20 protein-coding genes and 1 pseudogene are annotated in these 23,700 nt (G+C 73.2%); 11 read left to right on the top strand and 10 right to left on the bottom strand.

Translation table 11 applies throughout. The features are described from left to right. Window positions 1-15: 15 nt before the first annotated feature. Complete coding sequence (locus tag ABEB03_RS28565) at window positions 16-693, bottom strand: GntR family transcriptional regulator (RefSeq protein WP_345655523.1); 678 nt, start codon at window positions 691-693, stop codon at window positions 16-18. A 162-nt stretch (window positions 694-855) separates the two neighbouring features. On the opposite strand from ABEB03_RS28565, the gene ABEB03_RS28560 reads away from it, so the two are divergent. Further along, window positions 856-2,328, top strand: a complete 1,473-nt coding sequence (locus tag ABEB03_RS28560) for an NCS1 family nucleobase:cation symporter-1 (RefSeq protein ID WP_345655521.1) — start codon at window positions 856-858, stop codon at window positions 2,326-2,328. A 2-nt stretch (window positions 2,329-2,330) separates the two neighbouring features. Next, window positions 2,331-3,098, top strand: coding sequence for an aspartate/glutamate racemase family protein (locus ABEB03_RS28555; protein WP_345655519.1), 768 nt, complete (start codon window positions 2,331-2,333; stop codon window positions 3,096-3,098). Between the two features lie 152 nt (window positions 3,099-3,250). Here the strand turns inward: ABEB03_RS28555 and ABEB03_RS28550 are convergent, their stop codons facing one another. Next, window positions 3,251-3,649 carry a RidA family protein gene (locus ABEB03_RS28550; RefSeq protein ID WP_345655517.1) on the bottom strand — a complete coding sequence of 133 codons (399 nt, stop codon included), beginning with the start codon at window positions 3,647-3,649 and terminating at the stop codon, window positions 3,251-3,253. 242 nt (window positions 3,650-3,891) lie between these two features. Between ABEB03_RS28550 and ABEB03_RS28545 the strand changes: the two genes are divergently transcribed. The 3 genes from ABEB03_RS28545 (at window position 3,892) to ABEB03_RS28535 (ending at window position 7,755) form a co-directional block, all read left to right on the top strand. Continuing rightward, window positions 3,892-4,275, top strand: coding sequence for a hypothetical protein (locus ABEB03_RS28545; protein WP_345655515.1), 384 nt, complete (start codon window positions 3,892-3,894; stop codon window positions 4,273-4,275). A 151-nt stretch (window positions 4,276-4,426) separates the two neighbouring features. Further along, window positions 4,427-5,158, top strand: coding sequence for a DUF7873 family protein (locus ABEB03_RS28540; RefSeq protein WP_345655513.1), 732 nt, complete (start codon window positions 4,427-4,429; stop codon window positions 5,156-5,158). A 551-nt stretch (window positions 5,159-5,709) separates the two neighbouring features. After that, a complete protein-coding gene (locus ABEB03_RS28535; RefSeq protein WP_345655511.1) occupies window positions 5,710-7,755 on the top strand; it encodes an FUSC family protein in 2,046 nt (681 codons plus the stop codon). Between the two features lie 67 nt (window positions 7,756-7,822). On the opposite strand, the gene ABEB03_RS28530 is transcribed toward ABEB03_RS28535, so the two are convergent. Next, window positions 7,823-8,776 (bottom strand): endonuclease/exonuclease/phosphatase family protein, encoded by a 954-nt coding sequence (locus ABEB03_RS28530; protein WP_345655509.1) that lies wholly within the window; start codon window positions 8,774-8,776, stop codon window positions 7,823-7,825. A gap of 260 nt (window positions 8,777-9,036) precedes the next feature. Between ABEB03_RS28530 and ABEB03_RS28525 the strand changes: the two genes are divergently transcribed. The 3 genes from ABEB03_RS28525 to ABEB03_RS28515 all read left to right on the top strand — a co-directional run bounded on the left by ABEB03_RS28525 (window position 9,037) and on the right by ABEB03_RS28515 (window position 11,581). Then, window positions 9,037-10,398, top strand: a complete 1,362-nt coding sequence (locus ABEB03_RS28525) for an amidohydrolase (RefSeq protein WP_345655507.1) — start codon at window positions 9,037-9,039, stop codon at window positions 10,396-10,398. Window positions 10,399-10,528: 130 nt separating this feature from the next. Further along, entirely contained in the window at window positions 10,529-11,233 is a 705-nt protein-coding gene (locus ABEB03_RS28520) for a DUF899 domain-containing protein (RefSeq protein ID WP_345655505.1), read from the top strand. 174 nt (window positions 11,234-11,407) lie between these two features. Then, window positions 11,408-11,581 (top strand): hypothetical protein, encoded by a 174-nt coding sequence (locus ABEB03_RS28515; protein WP_095933592.1) that lies wholly within the window; start codon window positions 11,408-11,410, stop codon window positions 11,579-11,581. Between the two features lie 55 nt (window positions 11,582-11,636). Here ABEB03_RS28515 and ABEB03_RS28510 read toward each other — a convergent pair whose 3' ends face one another. The 3 genes and pseudogenes from ABEB03_RS28510 to ABEB03_RS28500 form a co-directional block, all read right to left on the bottom strand. Continuing rightward, window positions 11,637-13,499, bottom strand: a complete 1,863-nt coding sequence (locus ABEB03_RS28510; RefSeq protein ID WP_345655549.1) for an ABC transporter ATP-binding protein — start codon at window positions 13,497-13,499, stop codon at window positions 11,637-11,639. A 440-nt stretch (window positions 13,500-13,939) separates the two neighbouring features. Further along, on the bottom strand, window positions 13,940-14,392 hold the full coding sequence (locus tag ABEB03_RS28505; RefSeq protein WP_345655501.1) for a hypothetical protein: 453 nt from the start codon (window positions 14,390-14,392) through the stop codon (window positions 13,940-13,942). A 394-nt stretch (window positions 14,393-14,786) separates the two neighbouring features. After that, a pseudogene (locus ABEB03_RS28500) lies at window positions 14,787-15,270 on the bottom strand (ATP-binding protein); the annotation flags it as partial. A 179-nt stretch (window positions 15,271-15,449) separates the two neighbouring features. Here ABEB03_RS28500 and ABEB03_RS28495 point away from each other — a divergent pair. Both ABEB03_RS28495 and ABEB03_RS28490 read left to right on the top strand, forming a co-directional pair. Continuing rightward, window positions 15,450-16,310, top strand: coding sequence for a helix-turn-helix domain-containing protein (locus ABEB03_RS28495; protein ID WP_345655499.1), 861 nt, complete (start codon window positions 15,450-15,452; stop codon window positions 16,308-16,310). Further along, the gene (locus tag ABEB03_RS28490; RefSeq protein ID WP_028805992.1) at window positions 16,311-16,574 is read left to right on the top strand and encodes a DUF397 domain-containing protein; all 264 of its coding nucleotides are present in this window, start codon (window positions 16,311-16,313) and stop codon (window positions 16,572-16,574) included. Between the two features lie 300 nt (window positions 16,575-16,874). On the opposite strand, the gene ABEB03_RS28485 is transcribed toward ABEB03_RS28490, so the two are convergent. From ABEB03_RS28485 to pdxR, 4 genes are all read right to left on the bottom strand, one after another. Next, complete coding sequence (locus tag ABEB03_RS28485; protein WP_345655495.1) at window positions 16,875-17,501, bottom strand: protein tyrosine phosphatase family protein; 627 nt, start codon at window positions 17,499-17,501, stop codon at window positions 16,875-16,877. A 183-nt stretch (window positions 17,502-17,684) separates the two neighbouring features. Further along, window positions 17,685-18,584, bottom strand: coding sequence for a hypothetical protein (locus tag ABEB03_RS28480; protein WP_345655493.1), 900 nt, complete (start codon window positions 18,582-18,584; stop codon window positions 17,685-17,687). Continuing rightward, window positions 18,581-21,298, bottom strand: coding sequence for a PEP/pyruvate-binding domain-containing protein (locus tag ABEB03_RS28475; protein WP_345655491.1), 2,718 nt, complete (start codon window positions 21,296-21,298; stop codon window positions 18,581-18,583). The genes ABEB03_RS28480 and ABEB03_RS28475 overlap by 4 nt, the downstream gene beginning before the upstream one ends. Window positions 21,299-21,524: 226 nt before the next feature. Next, window positions 21,525-22,937 carry a MocR-like pyridoxine biosynthesis transcription factor PdxR gene (gene pdxR, locus ABEB03_RS28470; protein WP_345655489.1) on the bottom strand — a complete coding sequence of 471 codons (1,413 nt, stop codon included), beginning with the start codon at window positions 22,935-22,937 and terminating at the stop codon, window positions 21,525-21,527. A gap of 47 nt (window positions 22,938-22,984) precedes the next feature. Between pdxR and ABEB03_RS28465 the strand changes: the two genes are divergently transcribed. Beyond that, window positions 22,985-23,563 (top strand): carboxymuconolactone decarboxylase family protein, encoded by a 579-nt coding sequence (locus ABEB03_RS28465; protein WP_425589316.1) that lies wholly within the window; start codon window positions 22,985-22,987, stop codon window positions 23,561-23,563. Window positions 23,564-23,700 lie beyond the last annotated feature (137 nt).

Genomic DNA, 23,700 nt, shown 5'->3' with positions numbered 1-23,700 from the left:
AACGCGCGGACGGAGTCACGTGCCCGGCGTGCCGGGTTCGGGGACCTCGGTCCCGCCGAACAGGTGCCGGACCGTGGAGCGGTAGTTGGCGCGCACGTGGCTGAGCGTGTGGGCGCGGGCCCGGTCGGGGTCCCCGGAGGCGATGGCCTCGTACAACTCGCCGTGTTCGGTGAGCAGTTGCGGCCACTCCTCGTTCTGCCGGGTGAGCCAGCGCAGTCGGCCGTCGACCGGCTCCATGACGGAGATCAGCAGGCTGTTGCCCGCCATGGCGAGGATGCGGTCGTGGAAACGGGTGTTGATGTCGGTGATCGCCTCGGCGTCCCCGGCGCGGGTCGCCGACGCCGCCTGGCCGAGCAGCTCCCGCAGCTCCGCGAGCGCCTGAGGGGTGGCCCGTGACGCGGCCAGTCCCGCCGCGTACACCTCCAACGCCTCGCGCAGCTCGAAGAGTTCCTTGACGTCGGTGGAGGTCAGCCGCCGCACGACGGTGCGGCGCGCCGACTCGAAGAGGACGAAGCCCTCCGCGACCAGGGCTCGGATCGCCTCCCGGACCGGGACCCGGGAGACCCCGAACCGCTCGGCCAGCTCACGCTCCACGAGCCGGTCACCCGGGCGCATCCGGCCCGCGATGATGTCCTGCCGCAGGGTCGCGAGGACGCGCTCGCGCACCGCGCCGAGGGGTTCGATCTTCGTCATGGGGCCATCTTCGCCGAAGCGAGGGGGCTTTTACGGAGCCGTAACGGCAACGACATCGGTCACGACGCTTGACGGGAGGACCATGACGGCAGTTTGGTATACCAAACGCATCCGGCTAGTCGTCCTCCGCCGTCCCTCGCTCACGTCGTCCCTGGAGGCCCCGTGTCCCTCGCCGACCGCGCCGAAGCCACCGGCACAGCAGCGTTCGTCCCCGACCCCCGCCTCACCAACGAAGACCTCGCACCCGCCGGCAAGCGCAACTGGAAGGTCTTCGACCTCTTCGCCATGTGGATGTCCGACGTCCACAACCTCGGCAACTACACCTTCGCGGCGGGCCTGTTGGTCCTCGGCATGAACGTCTGGCAGATCTTCACGTCCCTGCTCGTCGGCTTCGTGCTCATCTACGCCGGCATGAACCTGATGGGCCGCGTCGGACAGCGCACCGGCGTGCCGTTCCCCGTCGTCAGCCGCATCAGCTTCGGGATCTGGGGCGCCAACATCCCCGCACTGATCAGGGCGGTCATCGCCATCATGTGGTACGGGATCCAGACCTATCTGGCCTCCGTCGCCGTGAACGTCATGCTGCTCGCCGCATGGCCGGGCCTGGAGTCCTGGACCCACCACTCCTTCGTCGGCCTGGACGCGCTCGGCTGGACGTCCTTCCTCGCGCTGTGGCTCCTCCAGGCACTGATCATCAGTCAGGGCATGGAGTCCGTCCGCAAGTTCCAGGACTTCTGCGGCCCCGCGATCTGGCTCGTGATGATCGCGCTGGCCGTCTGGGTCCTCGCCGAGGCCGGCTGGAGCATCCCGCTCTCCTCCACCCCGCACCCGGTCTCCGCGGGCGAGCAGTGGCGCCAGTGGTTCGGCGCGGTCGGACTCATCCTCGCCACCTACGGCACGCTGATGCTCAACTTCTGCGACTTCTCGCGGTTCGCCCCCAGCTACCGGACCGTCAAGCGCGGCAACTTCTGGGGCCTGCCGATCAACTCCACGGCCTTCGTCATCGTGTCCGTCGTCGTGACGGCCGGCTCCATCGAGGCGTTCGGCGAGGCCATCACCGACCCCGCGCTGCTCGTCGCCAAGGTGGGCAACACCTGGGTCCTGGTCCTCGGCGCCCTGACCTTCGCCATCGCCACCATGGGCGTCAACATCGTCGCCAACTTCGTCTCACCCGCCTACGACCTCGCCAACGTCTGGCCGCAGAAGATCACCTTCAGGGTCGGCGGCATGATCAGCACGGTCGCCGCGCTCGTCGTGACCCCCTGGAACCTCTTCTCCAACCCCACCGTCGTCAACTACTTCCTCGGCGGACTCGGCGCATTCCTCGGCCCCCTGTTCGGCGTGATCATGCTCGACTACTACTGGGTCAAGCGCGGCCACGTCGACGTCGACCAGCTCTTCGACGCCCGGCCGGGTTCGCGCTACTACTACCGCAAGGGCGTCAACCCCAAGGCCCTGTGGGCGTTCCTGCCCTCGGCGGCGGTCGCCGCGGTCCTCGCCCTGGTGAAGGCGTTCAGCGACGTCGCCCCGTACTCCTGGTTCATCGGCACCGCACTGGCGGCCGGACTCTACGCGGTGCTGTGCCGCGCGGAGCGTGCCGCCGCGGAGCCCGAGCCCGCACCTGTGGAGGGCTGAACGTGCGCATCCTCGTCACCAACTGCAACACGACGCAGGAGATGACCGCGGAGATCGTACGAGGTGCTCGGGCCGCCGCCGGCCCGGGCACCACCGTGACCGGGCTGACCCCCGCCTGGGGGCCCGAATCCGCGGAGGGCTGGCTCGACAGCTACCTCTCGGCCGCGGCCGTCCTCGACACCCTGCGCACCCACGAGGGCCCGTACGACGCCGTGGTCATGGCCGGCTTCGGGGAACACGGGCGCGAGGGCGCACGGGAGCTGGTGGACGTGCCGGTCGTCGACATCACCGAGGCGGCCGCCCACCTCGCCTGTCTGCTCGGCCGCCGGTACGGCGTCGTCACCACGCTGGAACGCTCGCGCGCGCAGATCGAGGACAGTCTGCACACGGCCGGTGTCGCCCAGAACTGCGCCGCCGTCGTCGGTACCGGCCTCGGCGTGCTCGACCTCGGCGACGACCGGCGCACCGAGGAGGCCTTCGTCACCGCCGCCGAGCGGGCCCGTGAGGCGGGGGCCGAGGTACTGGTCCTCGGCTGTGCCGGCATGACGGGACTCCAGCGGGCGGTGGGGGAGAAGCTGGGGTTGCCGGTGGTCGACGGGGTCGCCGCGGCCGTCAAACTGGCCGAGTCCCTCGTGCAGCTCGGACTGCGGACGAGCCGGGCGGGGGGATTCGCACGACCGCTGCCGAAGCGGCGGGTGTGGGGACGCCCCGACACAGGCCCCGATCCCGGCCCCGGTCCCGATCCCGACGCCGCTCCGGCCCCGATGTGACGCCGTCCCCGCGTCGTCCCCCGCGGCCCAGCGGTGCGGGAGCGGACGCCGGTCCGGAGCGGTGTCCGGCCTGCCCGGTCCCGAACCCGGCCGGGCCCGTCCCGCCGTTCCAGGCGTCGCTGGGCAGGCGGGAACGGCCGGGCAGGGCCGGCCTAGGGCACGACGGCGGTCGCGGTGATCTCCACCAGCTGCCCCGTGTACCCGAGGCAGGCCACCCCGAGCAGCGTCGAGGAGTGCGGGCCGATGCTCAGCCCGGACGCCTCGACGACGTCCCACACGGCGGACAGCACCGCCGGCTCGCCACTCACGACGTACACGTCGGTCGACACCACGTGCGCCATGTCGCTGCCGACCGCGCGGAGTTGCTCGTCCAGGTTGGCCAGCACCTGCCGGGCCTGCCGCACGGGATCGCCCTCGCCGACGATCTTCCCGTCGGCGTCGAGGGGCACGGACCCGGCGAGGAACGCCAGCTTCGTCCCCGCCTCGACGACGGACGCGTGCGCATAGACGGGCGGTGCGAAGAGGGTGGGGACGGTGACGCGCTGGACCACGGGAGCTCCTGAAGGGGTCGTCGACGCCGGGCCCGCTCGGCCCGGTCCGTCGTCGGCGGGCGACCCGCCGATGATGCGGCGGGACGCCCGGGCCCCGCATCCGAATTTCGCTCGACACCCCGGCCGCACCACCCGCATCCTGACCCGATGCGCACCTCCCGCTCCCTCCTCGTGCGGTTCCTCGGCGCGGACTTCCGGCCGGGTTGCCCCGGAGGGTGCGGCGGTCCCGGTGGAGGTCTCTGATGTCCCGCACCGTTCATCACGTCCCCGCCGGACGCCGCGCCACGCCCCCGTACTGGACGGCCGGACTGCCGGGCCCGCTCACCGCGCACCACCTGACCGAACTCCGCCTGAGCGGCGTGGAGTCGGCCAGGGCCTGGCGCGAGGGCCGTCGAGCAGTCCCGGCCCGGCTGGTCCGTTCCTTCGCCGCCTACACCTACCCCCGCGCCCTCAACGAGACCTTCCACACCGCCCACGAATCCACCGCCCGAGCAGAACTGCGCGCCTTCCGCACGGCCGCCGGCAAGCTCCTGCACGCCGCACCGCCGGGCGAACTCCTCAGCGCGGCGGAGGGCCTGGACCATCCACCGACCCGCCACCGCCACCGGAATCTCCGGGAAGGCTGACCCGCCCGCGGTGGCAGGTCGCCGAACACGCGCGTGCGGCCGTTCCGTTTCCTCGTCCCCGCCGGCTCGGCGAATGGCATTCCCGTGCCCAGCGCGACGCTCTCGAATAATGCTTCGAAAAGGACCGGTTGCCGCTGTTACCGTTCCGGGCGTGGCGAAACTCAACCAGATCATCGCAGTCGAGAAGGGCGTCAAGTCCAAGTCCCATCAGGACCTGACGGCTGCTCATCACGGGCTCCAGAAGCCGGCTCTCCTGGCCGGGATATCGCGGACCTATCAGCCGAAGGACGAGGAGGGCGAGCACCTGCCGCCCGAGTCGACCCGGGTGCAGGTGAAGGCCGAGGACGTACTGCGGGACACCGCGGCGACCCTCACGCGGCTGTTCGACGTGACCGCCACCAAGGACTGGGCCAACTGCACGGCCCGCGCGGACGTGAAGGTGGACGGGCGCGTACTCGTCGCCGACGTACCCGTGTCCTATCTGCTGTTCCTGGAGAAGCAGCTCACCGATCTCAATTCCTTCGTGCGGAAACTGCCCGTTCTCGACGCGTCCGAGTCGTGGGCGCAGGACCCGTCCACAGATGCCTGGAAGACCGAGCCCGTGCGGACGGTCCGTACGAAGAAGGTGCCCCGGAACCACGTCAAGGCCGAGGCCACCGAGAAGCACCCGGCCCAGGTCGAGGTGTACTACGAGGACGTGCACGTCGGGTACTGGACGACCGTGAAGTTCTCCGGCGCCCTTCCCGCACGACGGGTCAACGAACTCCTGGACCGCGTGGAGAAGTTGCAGCAGGCCGTCAAGTTCGCCCGCGAGGAGGCGAACGGCGTCGACGTCGTCGACCAGCGGATCGGGGACGCCGTGTTCGGCTACCTCTTCGGGTAGCCTCCCAACTCCCCGGCCGGCTCAGTACGGCCGGGGTGCGCGAGGAGCGCAAGCTGAAGCTGAAGCTTGTCGTGATGAGCGTTCCGTACCCGCCACAGATGTCAGGGACGGGGCGCGGTCAATCTCAGACTCTTGCTCCAGACTCAGTATTCGCCGCCGATCACCGGATCGAACGGCCCAGGCCCCAGTACGTCGAAATGCCGGTTCAAGTCCGGCCCGCGCAGCTCGATGCGTGGTGGTCCAAAGGCAGGACGCGGCGACATAACGACTGACCTGGTCCGCACGGGGTCCGGTGTGCGAAATGGGCGGCATCACAGGGTCCGGGGGCCGGCTACGCCCTCGGGCCCGCTCCGCGTCCGGAGGTTCCACGCGTCTTTCCGCCCGCTCCGGTTTCCCACCGCAGGCGTTTCCTTCCGACCGCGTTCATGAGGGACACGGAATTCCCGCACGTCGTCACACCGCGGAAATGCCTACGTTCCGTTCCCGTACGCGAGACGGCCTATCGTGGGAACGACACCGCCCGGCCGACGTCGCCCGAAGGCAGCCAGCACATGCCCGCCCTCGCCGACAGGAGCCCCGTGTCCCGCCCCGGCTTCACCCCACCGCCCTGGCTCGCCCACGCCCTGCGCACGCAGCGCGGGCCCGTTCCCTGGAGCGCCGTCGTGCGCGGCGCACTGGCCGCCGGACCCCTGCTCCTCGTGGCCGTGCCGGCCCAGCACGTCTCCGCGGGAGTCCTCGCAGCCCTCGGCGCCATGCTCGCCGGCATCAACGACCGGCCGGGCAGCAGGCGCGCCGCCGTCAGGAGGCTCGGGATGCCCGCCCTGGCCGGAGCCGCCGGCCTGCTCGTCGGGTCGTACGCCGGACAGCACATGGGAGCGGTCGCGCTCACCGTCCTCCTCACCGGGCTCGGGCTCGTCGCCGGAGCCGTCAGCGCGGTCGGGCCCGTCGCCTCCGGTGCCGGGACCCAGCTGCTCGTCGCCTGCGCCATCGGAGCCGGGATGCCGCTGCCCGAACCGGGATGGCAGCGCGCCCTCTTCTTCCTCGCCGGCGCCGGATGGCTGCTCCTGCTGCGGCTCGCGCTGCCGACCCCCGGCGCCACCGCGGGCGACTACCGGTTCGACGGGGAGCGCGCGGCCGTCGGCACCGTCTACGACGCGATCGCCGACCTGCTCGACGCCGCCGGCGGGCCGGAGGCGCCCCGGCGCCGCGTCGCCCTCACCGCCGCGCTCGACCACGCGCAGGACGCACTCGCCGGACCCCGGCTGCGCCGCTACGCCAGTTCCGCGGCCGAGCGGCGGCTGCACGCGCAGTACGCCGCCGCGCTGCCGCTCGCCGAGGCCGCGACCGCGCTCGCCTGGTCCGGGGACGCCGGATCCGCCCGCGCCTCCGCGGGGCCCCGGCGCCTCGCCGACGCCGTACGGGGCAACACCCACACCGGCCCGCTGCCCGCCCCCGACCGCACCGCGCCCGCCCTGCGCGCCCTCGACAACGCCCTCCTGCACGCCGCCGAGGCCTTCGACCGGGCGGAGGGCGGCGACCTGCACACCCGGACGCGCACATTCGCCTCCACCGCACGCACCGTTCTCGGCTCCGCCGGACGCGAATACGGGATCCGCGTCGCCCTCTGCTTCGGTGCCGGCGCGGCCGTCGCGCAGGCCCTGCACCAGGCCCACTGGTACGGCCACCACGCGCACTGGTACTGGCTGCCCGCGACCGCCGTCTTCCTCGTCAAGCCCGACCTCGGGCCGCTCGCCTCGCGCGTGCTGTGCCGCGCGGCCGGAACGGTGCTCGGCGCCGTCGCCTTCGCCGGGCTCGCGGCCCTGCTGCCGCGGCCCGAGGGCCTCGTCGCCCTGGTCGCGGTCAGTGGCGCCCTCCTCCCCGTCGCCACCCGGCACTTCGCCGCGCAGACCGCCGTCGTCACCGTCCTCGTCCTCGCCCTGGTGATGCTGGGAGGGGAACCGCAGGCCTCCTGGAGCCGCCTCGGCGAGACCCTGCTCGCCTGCGCGATCGTGCTCCTCGTGGGCCATCTGCCGATGCCCGGGCAGCGCGGGGGGACCGTGCGGGCACGGCTCCGGCGTGCCGAACGGGCCGCCGGGGCCTATCTCGCACACGTCCTCGACGAGGGCCGGGCCGAGGAGACGGGACGACAGGACGCGGACGCGGGACGGCGGGGCGACGGCCGTGGCGAGCACGGAGCACCCGGCGAAGGCCGGCACGGGGGCGGGGGAGAGGCAGCGGCGGACAGGAGCGGCCCGGGCGGCGGTGCGGCCGACGTCCGGGCCGGGCGCTGGGTCCTGCGGCGGGAGGCGTATCGCACGCTGGCCGAGGCCCGCACCGCGATCGACCTCGCCGCCGCCGAACTCCCCGCCCTGGCCCGGCACGCCGAGGGGACCGACGAGGTGGCGGCCACGCTGGAGCGGCTCGTCGACACGACCACGGCGTGCGCCGTGCACCTCGACGACACCGGGCGGCTCACCCCCCGGCACACCGGCCGGCTCGTCGAACTCCTCGACGAGCTGGCCGAACGCCGGGAACGCGCCGGCCTGGACGCGCACGGGGCGCCGGGGCCCGCCCCCGAGGTCCCGATCGCGGTGTAGCCCCGGCGCGGTGCGACCGTCCGTCCTCAGCCGCCGGCCCCCGTGTCGGGAGCGGCCGGCGCACCGGTCACGTCCGCACGCGCACCCACACCGGCGCATGGTCGGACCCCGGCGCACCGCGTCGCTCGACCGGGTCCGCGGCCACCGACGGCAGCCGGAGCCGCTGCTCGTCCGGCAGGCCCGTGCCCGCCGCGGTGACCCGGTGGACCAGGTGGTGGCTGACCAGGATGTGGTCGATCAGTTCACGGCGCCCGGAACTGACACGGGAGTAGCGCCGGTCGGCGGGGATGAGCGGAGCGACGTCCCACAGGCGCATCCCGTCGCCCGCGTCGGGACGGTCGTACCCCGAGGTGCCGATCTCGGACCCGGGCGGGCCGAGGAGGATCTGCGTGGTCGCCGCCTGCACCTCGTCGTTGAGGTCGCCGAGCACCGCCACGTCCCGGGTGCGGCCCTCTCCGGCCAGGAGCTCGTCGGCCAGCGCGCGCAGCGCCGTTGCCTCGGCGGCGCGCCGGTACAGGGCGTAGGCGCCGTATCGGGCCCGCTCGCCCTCGTCGCGCGGCTGGAACCGCCCGCCGGGGTACGAGAGCAGCTTCGACTTCAGATGGCAGACGGCCGCCGTGAGGGTCAGCGCACCCGTGGACACCTCCACGGCGAGGAAGCCGCGGCCCGCGTGCGCGGCCGTGCCACCGCTGTCGTCGGCCTGCACGGGGCGCAGCTTCGAGGGGAAGGCGACGGTGTCGGCGACGACCCGCGGGGCCGCGCGGCTGAGGAAGCCCACCCTGATGCCCCGGTCGTCGGGGTGCTCGGAGACGGTGACCTGCCAGTCGCCGTCGAGCATGTCGGCCAGGTCCGCGAGCGCGTCCGGGTCCCCGACCTCCTGCACACCGAGCAGTTCGGGATCGAGTCCGTCGACGACGCCGGCCAGGGCGGCGAGCTTCGACTCGTACGCGGCCTTGTCCGGCGGCCCGAAGGGGCCGCCGGGCCGGTACAGGTTCTCCAGGTTCCACGTGCCGAGGAGCATGCGGGCTCCTTCCGAAAGGCGCGCCGACGCGCGCGGAGACGGGCTGAAGCGCACCGGTGACGACGGTGGTGACGTACACCGGGGCGACGGACCCACCGAGCACCACGGCGGTGACGCGCGCCGAGGACGACAGTGGTGACACGCACCGAGGGCGACGGTGGTGACGCCAGCGTGCTCGCCCGTCCGCCGTCGCGACAGAGCTCGTACGGGATGCGCGGTTCACGTCCCCCGACGGCACGACGCCGTCGTACGGTGACGTAATGACCCGGCCCGGTGGAACACCCACGCCCGCCGATCTCGTCATCACCGGATGCACCGCGCTGGTGCACGACGACCAGGAGGAGGCCGGATTCGTCGAGGACGCCTCGATCGTCGTACGCGGAGGCGTCATCGAGACGGTCACCGGCGGCGGTCTGCCCCGCCCGGACGCCGTCGAACACATCGACGGCCGCGGCCAGGTGGCGATGCCCGGACTGATCAACTGCCACACCCACGCGCCGATGGTCGCCCTGCGCGGAGTCGCGGAGGACCTGCCGGCGGAGGAATGGTTCAACGACCACATCTGGTCCATCGAGTCCAACCTCACCGCGAAGGACGTCGAGTTGGGCGCGCGGCTGGCGTGCGCCGAGATGATCCTCGGCGGGGTCACCTGCTTCGCCGACCACTACTTCTCCATGGACGCCGTCGCCGCGGTGGTGGCGGAGAGCGGGCTGCGCGCACACCTCGGCGAGGCCTTCTTCTCCTCGCAGGGGCCCGAAGGGCGCGAGCGGTCACTGGAGTTCGCGCTGCGCCACCGCGGCGCCGCCGACGGCCGCATCACCACCGCCCTGGCACCGCACGCCCCCTACACGGTGGACGACGCCGACCTCGCCGCCACCGCCGAACTCGCCCGCGACCACGGGCTTCCCGTGCACCTGCACGCCTCCGAGAGCCGCGCCCAGACCGAGACCAGCCTGGCCCGCCACGGTGTGACACCCATCGAGGTGCTGGAACGCACCGGGCTCCTCCACCACGACGTGCTCATCGCGCACGGTACGGGCATCGTCGAGCGTGACCTTCCCGTGCTGCGCGACGCGCCCGGGCGGATCGCCGTCGCCACCGCCCCGCGCGGCTACCTCAAATTCGCCTGGGGCCCCACGCCCGTGCGGGCGCTGCGCGAGATCGGCGTCCCGGTCGGCCTGGCCACGGACGGCGCCGCCTCCAACAACTCGCTCGACGTGTGGGAGTCGATGGCGCTCACCTCGCTCGTGCAGAAGTCGGCCGAGGGCGACCCCCGTTGGCTGACGTCCCGACAGGCCCTGCACCACGCGACGCTGCAGAGCGCACGGGCCGTCGGACTGGGGGAGCGGATCGGCAGCCTGGCCCCGGGACGCCCGGCCGACATCGTCCTCGTCGACCTCAGCGGACCGCACACCCAGCCGGTCCACGACCTGGCGGCCACGCTCGTGCACAGCGCCCGCTCCGCCGACGTGCGCACGACCGTCGTCGACGGGCGGGTACTGATGCGGGACCGGCGCCTGCTCACGATCGATCTGCCCGCCACGGTCGCCGAGTTGGGGCAGCGGCTGCCCGCGCTCCTCGACCGGAGCCACGGCAGGCGGATCCAGGCGTACGACACCTGATCCGCCCGGTGTGCCCGGGGGCCGCTCACGCTCGTGGCGACGCACCGACGAAAAATCTCCCCGATACGCCGATGAGTTCTGCTTCTCCCGCCGGTCAGCACAGAGAAGGCACTGTTGCGAGGAGGAGCACATGACGCTTCCGCGGATCGTCTCGCGCGAGGAGTGGCGCGCCGCGCGCGAGGAACTGCTGGTCCGGGAGAAGGCCGCCACGCGCGCGCGTGACGCGCTCAACGCCGAGCGGCGCGGACTGCCGATGGTCGAGATCGACAAGGAGTACGTGTTCGAGGGCGGCGACGGGAAGGCGACGCTGCTCGACCTCTTCCGCGGGCGGCAACAACTGGTGGTCTACCACTTCATGTTCGCGCCCGAGTGGGACGCGGGCTGCCGCAGCTGCTCGGCCTTCCTCGACCAGATCGGGCACCTCGCCCATCTGCGGGCCCGTGGCTCGGAGTTCGCCGCCGTGTCCAGGGCGCCGTACACCAGGATCCTGCCCTTCAAGGCCCGCATGGGCTGGACGGTGCCCTGGTACTCGTCGTACGAGAGCGACTTCAACCACGACTTCCAGGTGTCCTTCACCGGCGACGCGGGCGACGGCAGCGGCGAGCCCTACGAGCGCCCGGGGATGAGCTGCTTCCTGCGCGACCGCGACCGTGTCTTCCACACGTACTCCACCTACGAACGCGGCCTCGACGGGCTGGGCTCCACGACCAGCCTTCTCGACCTCACGGCCCTCGGCCGGCAGGAGGAGTGGGAGGAGCCCAAGGGGCGGGCGTCTTCTCTGGGGGCGCCCGCGGGCAGCGCACGCGTCCGCTACCACGACGAGTACGAGGACTGACCGGACCGGTCCGCATCGACACCGCCGGTGACCAGGAGTGACCGGAATCGTCAGATCCGTCACGCGGCACCCACAACCGAGTGTCGGCAATGTCTCAGTACCGTCACTTCCCGAGCCGCCGACCCCATGCCGGGCGTTTAACTCTTCGAGTAGAGCGCGACATGGAGGTGCAGGGTGAACGGGCGAACGGTGCTGGAGCGCTTTCCCGCCGGTGGGCCGCGCGGTTCGTGGCCCGCTGAGGAGTTCGCACAGGCGCGCCGCCAGGAGGGCCAGGCGGCGGAGGTCGTGATGGACCTCGCCACGGACGCGTTCCTGGTCGTCGTGCGCGGTGGCGAGTCCGTGGAGTGACGGGACGTGACGGCGCGCCGGGTCGGCCGGCCTCCGGGGCGGCACCCGCTCCGCGTCAGCCGGCCTCCCCGGTCGGTACCCGTGCCGCGAACTGCTCCGCCTGGAGCGAGTACAACTCCGCGTAGACGCCGCCCGTCGCCAGGAGCTCGTCCGGGCTCCCCGACTCCACGAGACGGCCCTGGTCGAGCACATGGACCAGATCGGCGTGGCGCACCGACGCCAGCCGGTGCGTGATGAGGATGACGGTCTGCCCGGTGCCCGCCAGCGCCCGGATCTTCTCGAAGACCTCCAGCTCGGCCCGGGCGTCGAGCGCCGCCGTCGGCTCGTCCACGATCAGGATGGTGCCGCGCCGGTACGCGGCCCGGGCGATGCCGAGGCGCTGCCACTGCCCGCCCGACAGTTCGTGGCCGCCGCTGAAACCGCGGGCCAGAAGCGTGTCCAGCCCTCGCGGGAGGTCGGCCACGACCTCCTCGGCCCCCGCCTCGGCGACCGACGCCGTGACGCGCTCCCTGGTCAGCGGTGCCGAGGCACGGCCGATCGCCACGTTGACACGGGCCGTGAAGGGCCACCGCTTGAAGTCCTGGGCCACCATCGCGATGCGCTCGGCGAGTTGATGCCGGTCCGCGGTCGCCGCGTCCACGTCGTCCCACAGGATGCGGCCGCTCTCGGGTGCGTACAGCCCGGCGAGCAGCTTCACCAGGGTCGTCTTGCCCGAGCCGTTCTCGCCGACGAGCGCCACGATCTTGCCCAGCGGCACGGTGAGCGTCACGTCCGCGAGCGCCGGCCGGGACGATGCGCCCGGATAGGTGAACGTGACGTTCTCGAAGCGGATCTCCCGCGGGCGCTCGGGCAGCGGATCGCCGCCCACCGGGATCGCACGCTCGGCCGCCTCCACGTACAGGCGGTGCAGATCGCCGACGAACAGGGCTTCCTCGTGCAGGGAGTTGATCTCCAGGACGAGGGTGTCGAGGCTCGCCGAACCGGTGCGGATCGCGATCACGGCCGTCCCCGCGACGGACAGCGCCATCGCCCCGGCGAGCAGCAGCCCGCCCAGCGTCGCGTACGTCGCCACCGTGGCAAGTCCCGTCCAGGCGGCGGCGATCAGCCCGGTGCGGGCCGAAAGCCGTGCCAGGCGAGCCTGTTCGGCCTCGGCGGTCTCCGACATCGAGCGGAAGTGCCGCAGCAGGAACGGCCCGACACCGTGCACCCGGATCTCCGGAGCCGCGGCCGGCTCGGTGAGCAGACTGCTGATCAGATGCCCGGCGCGGGCGTGCTGCACCCAGGTGTGGAACGACTCGTAGCGCCGCCGGGCGTTCGTCAGGGCGCTCCAGGCACTCGGCAGCGTCATCGTGACGAGCAACGGCAGCAGCGCCGGGTGCAGCACCGTCAGGACACCTGCGGCCGCGCACAGAGAGATCAGCGCGTTCACGACCCGGGTCGCGATGCTGATCATGCGGCGGGCGGACTGGGCGCCGTACTGCGCGGTGTCCAGCAGCTTGTGGAAGGCGTCGTCCTCGATCGCGGACAGTTCCACCGCCGCGGCCCGCTCCAGGTAGAGCTCGGTCGCCACCCGCTCCACCTTCGGCTCCAGACGCCCGGTGGCGTACGTCGACGCGGCCCGCAGCAGTGCGGCGACCAGCATCACGGCGGCGACCGTGACCAGCGCCGGGAGTGCGCCGTGCAGCCGGTCCTCGACCGGGCCGCCCGCCATCAGCCGCCCCAGCACGTTGTTGACCGCGAGCAGGCTGACGGCCTGGGCTCCGCCGCGGGCCAGCTCGGCGGCCAGCACCACCCGGGCGGCGCGCGGGTCCGCCTGCCAGGCGAGCCGGAAGCTGGACGCGAGCAGTGACGGCAGCCGCGTCACCATCGCGCGGAAGTTCAACTCCAGGAACGCGTCGGAGTGTTGTGACCAGCCCATGTCGTACCGGAGCGGGCCGCCGAAGAGCAGATGTTCCGAGTCGGACGGCGGCGGCTCGTCGGCGTCGCCGTTCTTCTTCCGTGCGGGATTCTCCACCGATGGCCTCCCCCGAGAACGCACGAACGGTGCAATGCCCAGGAACGCAGCGCTCCACCCATGGCGGCAGCGGGGTTTTGCGGCGACCGGCGCACTTCGGACAGGCCGTACGGGCCCCGGGCGGCGCTCGCGCCCTCGGCCGGGTGCAGGGTGCCACCCTGTGCGCCCTCGGCCGGGCGCCGGGTCGTCACCCTGCGCGCGCTCAGCCGGAAGCCGGTCTGCGCTCCGTGCGCCCCACGACCGCCGCCGATGACCGACGGCCCCTGACCTGCGTGCCCCGTGTCCTCGGCCTGTGGCCGGCGGCCCTCGGCGGACGTCCCGCTGCCTCGGTCAGGGGCGGGGCCTCACGCGCTGATCGGACGCGACCAGACGGGTGTCGTCCCCGTCACCCGGCAGACGGCCAGGTAGAGGGGGATCGGCGGGGTGTACGGAACAGTTCCCTCCGGCCGGTGGATCAGGCCGGGTTCGGCGGGCGCGTCCACGACGACCGCCCCCGTGGCGTAGTGCGCGGGCGCGGGCCACTCCAGCGCGACATCGGAATCCGAGGGCACGATCCACCACCAGTGCGCCCCGTCGGCGTAGACGCAGCCCACCCGGGGCAGCCGGGGCAGCAGCAGTGGGCCGAGCCGGGCCGGCACCGACACGGCGTCGCAGCCCAGCGGCACCGTCATGCCCTCCGGTACGAGGAGACGCCTCGGCTGCCCGGACCCCGGCCGCGCGCGCCTCACGCGCACCAGCGTGTCCAGGCTCAGGACCCGTGCCGAGGGCCCCGTCGCCGACGATCCCCTCACGCCCATGCGGTCCCCGTTCCCCAGGACGCCTCGGTCCCGGAACCCCGGCCGTCGGCCGGGGGCTTCTTGGCGCTCCAGCCCAGGTCCGACCGGACCTCGGTGTCCACGCGGGGCCGGCCGGCCGTGCACGGCCGCGGCGTCGCGGCCGTGGGCTGGCGCGGCACCGTCACGCGCTCCCGGCCGGTGCCCGAGTGCTCCCGCGCCGCGGTGCGCTCGATGCCCGCCGAGTGGTCGCCTCCGGCCGGCCGGTCGTACTCCACCGGCGGCTCGAACGCCGTCCCGTGCTCGGAACGTGCCGACTGGCCGGAACCTGGCGCGTGCTCGGACTGGGCCGAATGCTCGGAGTGCGCCGTCCGCCCGGCCCCGGCCCCGTGCTCGGAGCCCGTCGCGTGCTCGGACCCGGCCGCTCGTTCCAGCTCGGCCCAGACCAGCAGGCCGGGGCCGGTGTCCTGGGCCCCCCAGGCCCTGGACATGGCCGCGACGAGGAGCAATCCCCTCCCGTGCTCCTCCTCGGGCCGCTGGGGGGAGGGGTGCGGCTCACCCGGAGCGCATCCCTCGTCACGCACGGCTATCCGCACGAGGTCGTCGCCGTCGTGCAGCTCGCAGACGACCCGTTCACCGGCGGCATGGACGATCGCGTTGGTGACCAGCTCGGAGACGACGAGGGCCGCCGTGTCGCACGTGTCCTCGCACACCGCCCAGCGGGTCAGGCGGGCACGGGTCAGGCGTCTTGCCTGAGCCACGGAGCCCGGGTGTGCGGACAGCTCGAAACGGAACCGGCGCTCGGCAGCCGCGCCGGGGCGGAGCCCTGCGGCGGCGCGGAGACCGGACCGGTCTTCGGCGGCGTCTGTTCCTAACGGCGCGGACGGAGTCACGCTTGCCACTATCGCCCCGACGTGAACACTTGGCAAGTGTCACTCTGAAAATTGCAGAGTGCCGTGTGACTCGGTGAGGGCGCGTGGCACACTGCTCGCAACAGCACGTCGAGCGGCGCCAGTTGGGATCAGTCGAAGAGACCCCGGACGGCGCCGCCCGGCCTGTCCGGACACAGTGGAGGTGGGGCGTGAGCGAACCGCGGTCCGCGCCGACGGTGGGCCAGGTCGTCCTCGGCCGGCGCCTGCTGGACCTGCGGGAACGCGCGGGTCTCAAGCGCGAGGAGGCGGCCCGCATCCTGCGCGTCGCGCCCGCCACGGTCCGCCGCATGGAGACGGCCGAGGTCTCCCTCAAGATCCCGTACCTCCAGCTCCTGCTGAAGTCGTACGGGGTCGGCGACGAGGAGGCCGAGGCCTTCGTCCAACTCGCCGAGGAGGCCAACAAGCCGGGCTGGTGGCAGCGTTTCCACGACATCCTGCCCGACTGGTTCTCCATGCACGTCAGCCTGGAGGGCGCCGCCGCCCTCGTCCGCTCGTACGAACCCCACTTCGTGCCCGGGCTGCTGCAGACCGAGGACTACGCCCGCGGCGTCCTCAAGGCGGGGGCCGTCGGCCAGACCCAGCCGGAGGACATCGAGCGCCATGTGGCGCTGCGCATGCAACGCCAGGATCTGCTCACTCGTGAGGACGCACCCCGGATCTGGGCCGTGATGGACGAGACGGCCCTGCGTCGTCCCATCGGCGGCCCCGAGGTGATGCGCGCCCAGATCGACAAGCTGCTCCAGGCCACGAAACTGCCCCATGTGACGTTGCAGGTGATCCCGTTCTCCTCGGGCCCGCACCCCGGCACCTACGGGCCCTTCGTGCTGTTCCGCTTCGCCATGCCGGAACTCCCGGACATGGTCTACAGCGAGTACCTGACCGGCGCCGTCTACCTGGACGCGCGCTCAGAGGTGGCGACCCATCTCGAGGTCATGGACCGCATGGCGGCTCAGGCCGCTACGGCACATCGCACGAAGGAGATCCTCCGTGATCTCCGCAAGGAGCTGTGAATGGAACGCATCAAGCCCGCAATAGGCAACGTGCGCATCTACAACGGGATGCCCGCCCGTGAACTGGGCAGCGAGGGCTGGCACAAGCCGTGGAGCGGCGGGAACGGCGGCAACTGCCTGGAGGCGATGAAACTCGCCGACGGCCGCATCGCGGTCCGTCAGTCGGCGGATCCGGACGGCCCCGCGCTGATCTACACGCCCGGCGAGATCACCGCGTTCATCCAGGGCGCGAAGGCGGGGGAGGCCGACTTCCTGCTGTCCTGAGGCACGTGCGGCCTGGCTTCTGCCCGTTCCCGGTCCTCTGCTCGTTCTCCGTTTTCTTGATCTGCCTTGATTCCACGATGACTTGACGTTTCCGGACTTCCTCTGTCTTCCGATTCCTCAGAGGGCCTTGCGACTTATCTGAACCCGACACCCGACACCCGATATCCGACACTCGCTGGTCGACACCCGACATTCACCGGCAGACACCAGATACCCACTGGTCGGCACCCTTCGGCGGACTGGACGCCTGCCGGTCGCACCCCTGTCGTGGCGCGACGCGCCACGGCCCGCGGAGAGGGGTCACAGCCGGGACCACATACGCCGTGGGGCGTCCACCAGCCGGCTCACGGCGACCACCGGCAACGGCGGCTGGTCCGCGCGGTCCCGTCCCAGGCTGAGCCCGTAGTAGATCTGCTCCACCGACGGCGGTCCGACCGCGAGGTTCCGTCTGACCGCCGCCGGTGCCGACTCCTGACCGGTCCGCACGAGATACGCGGCCACCATGACCCCCGTGCGCCCCACGCCCGCGCCGCAGTGCACGAACACCGGCCCTGGGGCCTCGCCGACGACCCGGAGAAAACGCTCCACCTGGCGCGGCGTCGGAGTCTGTCCGTCACGGACGGGGAGGCGCACCACATCGAGCCCGGCCTCGTGGGGCCGGGCGAGCTGTGCCGCGGTGAGATCCTCGGCGCGCAGGTCCACGACGGTGCTGAAGCCCCGTCGCGCGAGCGCCCGGTACCCGTCGGGCGACGGCGCGCCGCCCCGCCACAACGTACGCCGGGCGTCGACGGGTTGGAAATGCCGGATGCCCCGTACCGCGTACGCGCCCTCCGGCGGCGGGGTCTCCTCACGGGCCCAGTACGACAGCGCAAGGATGCCGAGCGCGCCGGTGGCCCACAGGGCGAGATAGCCGAGGGTGAGGCCCACGAGTGTGCGCAGGCCGGTGCGGAGCCATCTGCGGGATCGTGCCGATCGCGGCGATCGGCACGTGGGCACGGCGCTGTGGGGCGGTGGAGCGGAGGCGACAGCCATGGGCGACCCGGGATGCTCGGGGACGAGGGGCGCCTTGGCATCGTAACCCGGGCCGGTGGCAAGGGCGTTGTCCCGAGCTCAGTCGTCGTCGGCGTCCGCGTCACCGACGCCGACGACCGTGAGGTGGGCACGGTCGATGCTCGTGTCCTCCAGGCAACCGGTCAGCCGCATGCGGTCGTGGTCGGTGAGTGCCGGGCGTACGACACCGGCGTACAGGCCGTCGCCGAGACTGCCGAGGGTGGCCCGGTTCAGCGGTGCGGACGTCGAGTCCCGGCAGCGTTCCCACAGTTGGTGCGCCGCGAGGGCCTGTCGCTGCTGCGTCATTCCCTGTCCGCGCATGTCGACCCGGACGAGCACGGAGGTCGCCTCCTGCTCGTTCACGTGCTCCTCGCGGGTCTGCGTGAGTTCGGCGAGCCCGCCGACCAGGGCAGCGAGCAGGACGGCACCGACGACCCCGACGGCGAGCAGCCGTACGGTCCCGCGCCGCCCGCGCCGGGCGCCCACGCGTGGCAGATCGTCCAGGTCGGCCGTGCCCGCCGGATCGGGTGCGGCCAGGACGGCCAGCCGCCCGGCGAGCCGCCGCTCGGCCGAGGGGCGCGCGGTGACCGACGCGATCCGCTGGACCAGCCAGGCGAGCCCGGACAGCAGGACACCGGTGACCATGAGCACGGGCACGAAGACGTAGGAACGGCTGCCGGGGTCCTCCAGCCAGCGGAACCGTTCACCACCCGCGGGCTCCCGGTCCTGGCGGAGCCGGGCGAGCACGTCCCGCTGGCGCCGGTCGCTCTCCCGCATCCGCTCCTCGATCCGCGAGAGCCGCCCGAGCAGGACGATCCCCAGCAGCATCACCTCGACGACGAGGAGCAGCACCCCGCAGAGAATGGCCCGCTGCCACTGCCAGCGGTACAGGTAGACGACGACGTACACACCCGCGCCGGCGGCGGCCGTACCCCCGAAGAAGTACGCGAGGCGCCTCACCGGAGCTCCCGCACGTCGTCGACGGCGCCGTCGAGCGTGCACCCCACGTCCCCGGTCGTGCCGTCGACCGTGAGGCGGGAACCGGGCGGGAAGCGGCGTACCGCGTCGGAGGCCCCCACGACCGTGGGCAACGCGAACTCCCTCGCCAGTACGGCGAGATGGGAGAGCGGACTGCCGGTCTGGGCGACCAGTGCCGTGAGACCGGGCAGGAGCGGTGCGAGCGCCGGGTCGAGGGTGCGGACCACGAGCACGGCGTCCGGAGGCCGTGCCCCGGTGCCGTCCCAGGCGGTGCCGGCCGCGCGCCCACCGGCGACGCCCCGCCCGTCCGTCTCGCCGGTCCGCCGTCGCTCGGCGACGACCACACCGCCGTCCGTCAGCCGGAAGGTGTCGGGCAGCGGGGCGGAGACGGCCCGCGGGAGCCGTTCCGCCACGTCGCCGGGCAGTCGGCCGCCCTCCAGCGCCGCGGTGAACTCCTCCCACCGCAGCAGCCCGACCCGCGCCGGATCGCCCAGCCCGCCGCGCACCGCCGGTCTGCGCGCCCCCTCGCGCACCAGCCGGACCTGCAACTCCTGCACCCAGCGCACCCGCAGCCGCAAGGACTCACGAGGCGGCAGCGAGGGGAGGGCGGAGCGGGAAGCGAGGGAGGAACGGTCGTAGCGGAGGGGCGGGCCCGAGAGAGGGGTTTCGGAGGAGAGGGGCGCGCCGGAGAGAGGGGTTTCGGAGGAGAGGGGCGCGCCGGAGAGAGGGGCTCCGGAGGAGAGAGGCGCGTCGGAGAGAGGGGCTCCGGAGGAGAGAGGGGTTCCGGGCAGGGCGGTCCCGTGCGCCGAACCCGTCCCGCCCGCCGCCGACTTGACCGCACGATCGTGTCGCCGCGTCCCGTCGGCGGCTCCCGGGAGTCGCAGTTCCGCGCGCAGGCTGGGCGCCACGAGGGCCAGGACCACCGGTTCGACGACCGCGATGCGGTCCTCCGGGACGCCCTCGGCGCGGGCGTCCGCCAGAGCGGTGAGGGCCGCGCCCGCAGCCGTGTCGACCCCGCCGTCCGGGAGCAGGGCACCGGCCAGGGCCTCCTGCGCGTGCAGCGAGACCAGTGCCGTACGGGCCCAGCGCAGGGCGGAGACCAGGGCGGGGGAGGAGAGCGAGGAGGGGGAGGGTGTCTCGGCGAGGCGGCGGTCGACGTCCGCGACGAGGTCGACCGCGAGACCGGGCAGCGCCGCGGACAGCCGGCCCACCCGCCAGGCCGCGGCGAGCCTGCGGGCGCCCGGCGCCGGGTTGAGGAACGCCAGCCGCCGGTGGACCGGGGGCGCGGCCCCGAGCAGCCGCAGGTCCGCCGCGGCTCGTCCGCCGACCGCCGTGACGACCGGCAGTGTGCGCAAATGCCGTCGTGGCGCGCTGCCCCCGATGTCGAGCGCGGCGGCGAGCCCCCGGGCCATGGGGGCCAACCACAGGTCCTCCTCCAAAGGCTCCAACTGTCCGGGCAGCGTCTCCGCCACCGGGCCGGGCCCGAGCAGCCGGGACCGGCGCGGGGGCCGGGCCGCCATCGCCGTGATCGGGCGGCTCTGGAACAACCACAGCCGCCCGTCCCCGTCGAACCCGAACTCGATGTCCTGGGGGCCGCCGAAGACCCGCTGGGCACGGCGGGCGAGCCGGGCCAGTCGGCGCAGTTCGGAGGATGTGAGCAGCGGCCCGTCGGACGGTACGGGGGTGGCGGGCGGGGGCGCGTGGCGCGGCGGCACCCGGTTGTCGGGCGACGGCCGGCCCTGCGGTGGTACCGCGCTCACGGGCGTCCGTGGGCCGTGTGGCGGTATCGCTGTCCCGGGCGGGCGTGGGGGCGGGCTCTGGGGCGGCGCCGCGTCGTCGGACAGGACCGCACCGGGCGGTGGGATCGTGCCTTTCACCGGCACCGCACTTTCCACCGGCGACGCGGCTTCCTTCTGCGACGCGGCTTCTTCCGGCGGCGCCGCTTCCTCTGCCACCGGTACTGCGCCTGCCGTCGGCACCGGACCAGCCGTCGGCGCCGCCCCTGCCGTCGGTACCGCACCTCCCGGTGGCACGGCGCCTTCCGGCGGTTCCGTCCGCAGCAGGCGTCCTCGTCGGCTCAACCAGTAGTTCGTGCCCGGCTGTTCACCGCTGACCAGCGAGTCAGGCCCGCCGCGCACCGCGCTCACCAGCATCCGGTCGGTGCGGCCCTCGACGGGGTCCGCCCCGAACAGCACGCCCCCGACACGCGCCGCGAGCATCGGCTGGACGAGCACGGCCATCGGTGCGGTGCTGCCGTCGGGGCGGTGCGCCGACTCCAGGACCGTCCGTATCGCCTCACCGAAGCCACCCCGGCCCCGCACGTCCAGCACGGAGGCGAACTGGCCCGCCAGGGAGGACTCCTGGGTGTCCTCCTGCGGGGACGAGGACCGTACGACGAGGGGGCGGGTGCCGTCGTGGGAGAGCTCGTGCCAGGCGCTCCCGAGGGGCAGGGGACCGGCGGCGCCCTCGGTGTCGGCCGCGGTCCCGCAGGGGACGACGAAGCCGGGAAGCACCGGCAGCCCCGCGCGGGCCGCGCGCGCGAGGTGAGCGGCCTTGGAACCGGCGAACCGGGTCAATGTCGCTGCGGGGTGGTCGAGCGGGACGGCACGCAGGCCGTGCGGTACGGACGCGTTGCCGCCGCGGAGGGCTTCCCCGTCGCGCGCAGCGTCCTCATGACGTTCGTCGAGCGTCGTCATCGAAACACCCTCCAGGACCGACCGCCAACAGGGGGGACGCGCGGGGGTGGCCCTGCGCCTGACGGCGGAACGAAGGATGGGGGCGGGCCACAGTCGCACCGGTGCCGGCCGCGACAGGGACACGCCTCCTGTCCCCAACGATCCCACCGTTGTTCCGCTCCTGGTCGACCAGAGGCCATATTCCGGCCAGTGCACGGCCGGCCCGGGTGCTGGTGCGGTCCGCTGGTCAGCCCGGCGGCAGCACCCCGCACAACGCGTCGAGCGCCGCCGCGTAGGCATGCTCCGCGGGCGTCGCGTACCCCACCACCAGCCCGTCCGGCGCGGACATGTCCGTCCCGGGATGCCGGAACTCGTCGAGTCCGTCGAGCGCGATGCCCTGCCACACCGCCGCCTTCACCGTCGACTGCTCCGTCCCGGGCGGCAGCCGCAGCACCGCGTGCAGCCCGGCCGCGATCCCCGTCACCTCGACGTGCGGAGCCCGCTCGGCGAGCGCCGCGACCAGCCGGTCGCGCCGCGCCCGGTACCGCTGCCGCATCCGCCGCACATGGCGGTCGTACGCCCCGGAGACGATGAAGTCGGCGAGCGTGAGCTGGTCCAACGTGCCGGCCCACGCCTCCCGTTCACCCTTCACGGCGAGCACCGGGTCGACGTACCGCTCGGGCAGGACCATCCAGCCCAGCCGCAACGCGGGCGACAGGCTCTTGCTGACCGAACCGATGTGGACGACCCGCTCCGGGTCCAGCCCTTGGACCGCGCCCACCGGCTTGCGGTCGTAACGGAACTCCCCGTCGTAGTCGTCCTCCAGGATCACCCCGTCACGCGCGCGTGCCCAGTCGATCACCGCCGTGCGGCGCGTCGGATGCAGCGGTCCACCGGTCGGGAACTGGTGTGCGGGAGTGAGCAGTACGGCCCGCTCGCGGCCCAACTCGCTGACCTGCGCCCCGTCTTCGTCCAGGGGCAGCGGCACGGTCCGTACCGACGCGGCGGCCAGCAGATCCCGGTGGAAGCCGAGACCGTACGCCTCGACGGCCAGCGGACCCCGCAGGACCTGGGGAAAGAGCAGACGCAGGGCATGCGCGAAGCCGGAGCAGATCACGATCCGCCCGGGCTCCGTACGGACGCCACGCGCGCGTGCCAGGTACTCGGCGAGCGCCTCGCGCAGCTCTACGCGACCCGCGGGATCCCCGGGCCCGAAAGCCTCGTTGGGCGCCTGCTGCACGGCGCGCCGATACGACGCGAGCCATGCCGCGCGCGGGAAGGACGAGGCGTCCGGCGTGCCCTGTTGCAGATCGTGGCGGGGTCCACGCGCGCGTGCCGGTGCCTTCTTGGGGACGCGTGCCGGGGCGGCGCCCGACGGCGCGGCACGCTCCGCGACCCGCGTGCCGGATCCCTGCCGGGCGGTCAGCCAGCCCTCGGCGACGAGCTCGGCGTACGCGTCGGCGACCGTGTTGCGCGCGACGCCCAGGTCGGCGGCGAGCGAACGGTACGGCGGCAGCCGGCTGCCCGGGGCGAGCCTCCCGCTGCGTACCGCCTCACGCAGCGCACGGATCAGCGCGGCCCGCCGCCCGCCCGAGCCGGTCAGCTCCAGGTGCAGGTCGGCGCCGATCCGCTCCGCCGAATTGACCCATGATTCCACCACGAAAATGAACCCTACAGCCGGTCTTTCGGGTCCGTAGATTCATGGTCATGACGACGAACACGATGCACACGACCACCGCCGGCACCGCCACCGCCCACACCGCCGGGCCCGCGGAGACGGCCGTGGCGGCCGGAGGGACCGGCGCCACCGGCGTCCTGGGAGCGGTCGTGGCCGAAAACACCCGCCTCGACTTCGCGAAGTCCGCCCCGAAGGTCTTCCGGGCCCTCATCGGCTTCGACGCGGCGGCCCGTGAGGGGCTCGACCCGGCGCTCGTCGAACTGATCCAGATCCGCGCCTCGCACCTGAACCACTGCGCCTACTGCCTCCACATGCACACCAACGACGCACGCAAGGCCGGCGAGAGTGAGGACCGGCTGCACATGGTCGCGGTGTGGCGCGAAGCCCGTCACTTCTTCACGCCGCGGGAGCAGGCGGCCCTGGCGCTCACGGAGGCCGTCACCCGCGTCGCCGACGCGGGCGTGCCCGACGACGTGTACGCGCAGGCCGCGGCCCACTTCGACGACCAGGAACTGGCCCATGTCCTGGCCCTGATCCTCACGATCAACACCTGGAACCGAGTGGCGCTGTCCACCGCGAAGGTCGCGGGCACCGACGAGCGCCGCTGAGCACGGCCCGGCCGCGGCGCGAAGGGAAGTCGGGCCGCGCTCGGCACGGCCCGCGCGGTGGGGCGACGGGGCCGACTGGGCGACGGGGGGCGACGGGGGAGAGGGCCGCGTCGAGCGGGGTACGGCCCCGGGGCGAC

Origin of the sequence: Streptomyces siamensis (genome assembly GCF_039543605.1) — a bacterium.
Classification (GTDB): Bacteria; Actinomycetota; Actinomycetes; order Streptomycetales; family Streptomycetaceae; genus Streptomyces; species Streptomyces siamensis.
This window is presented reverse-complemented; position numbering and strand designations above follow the sequence as displayed.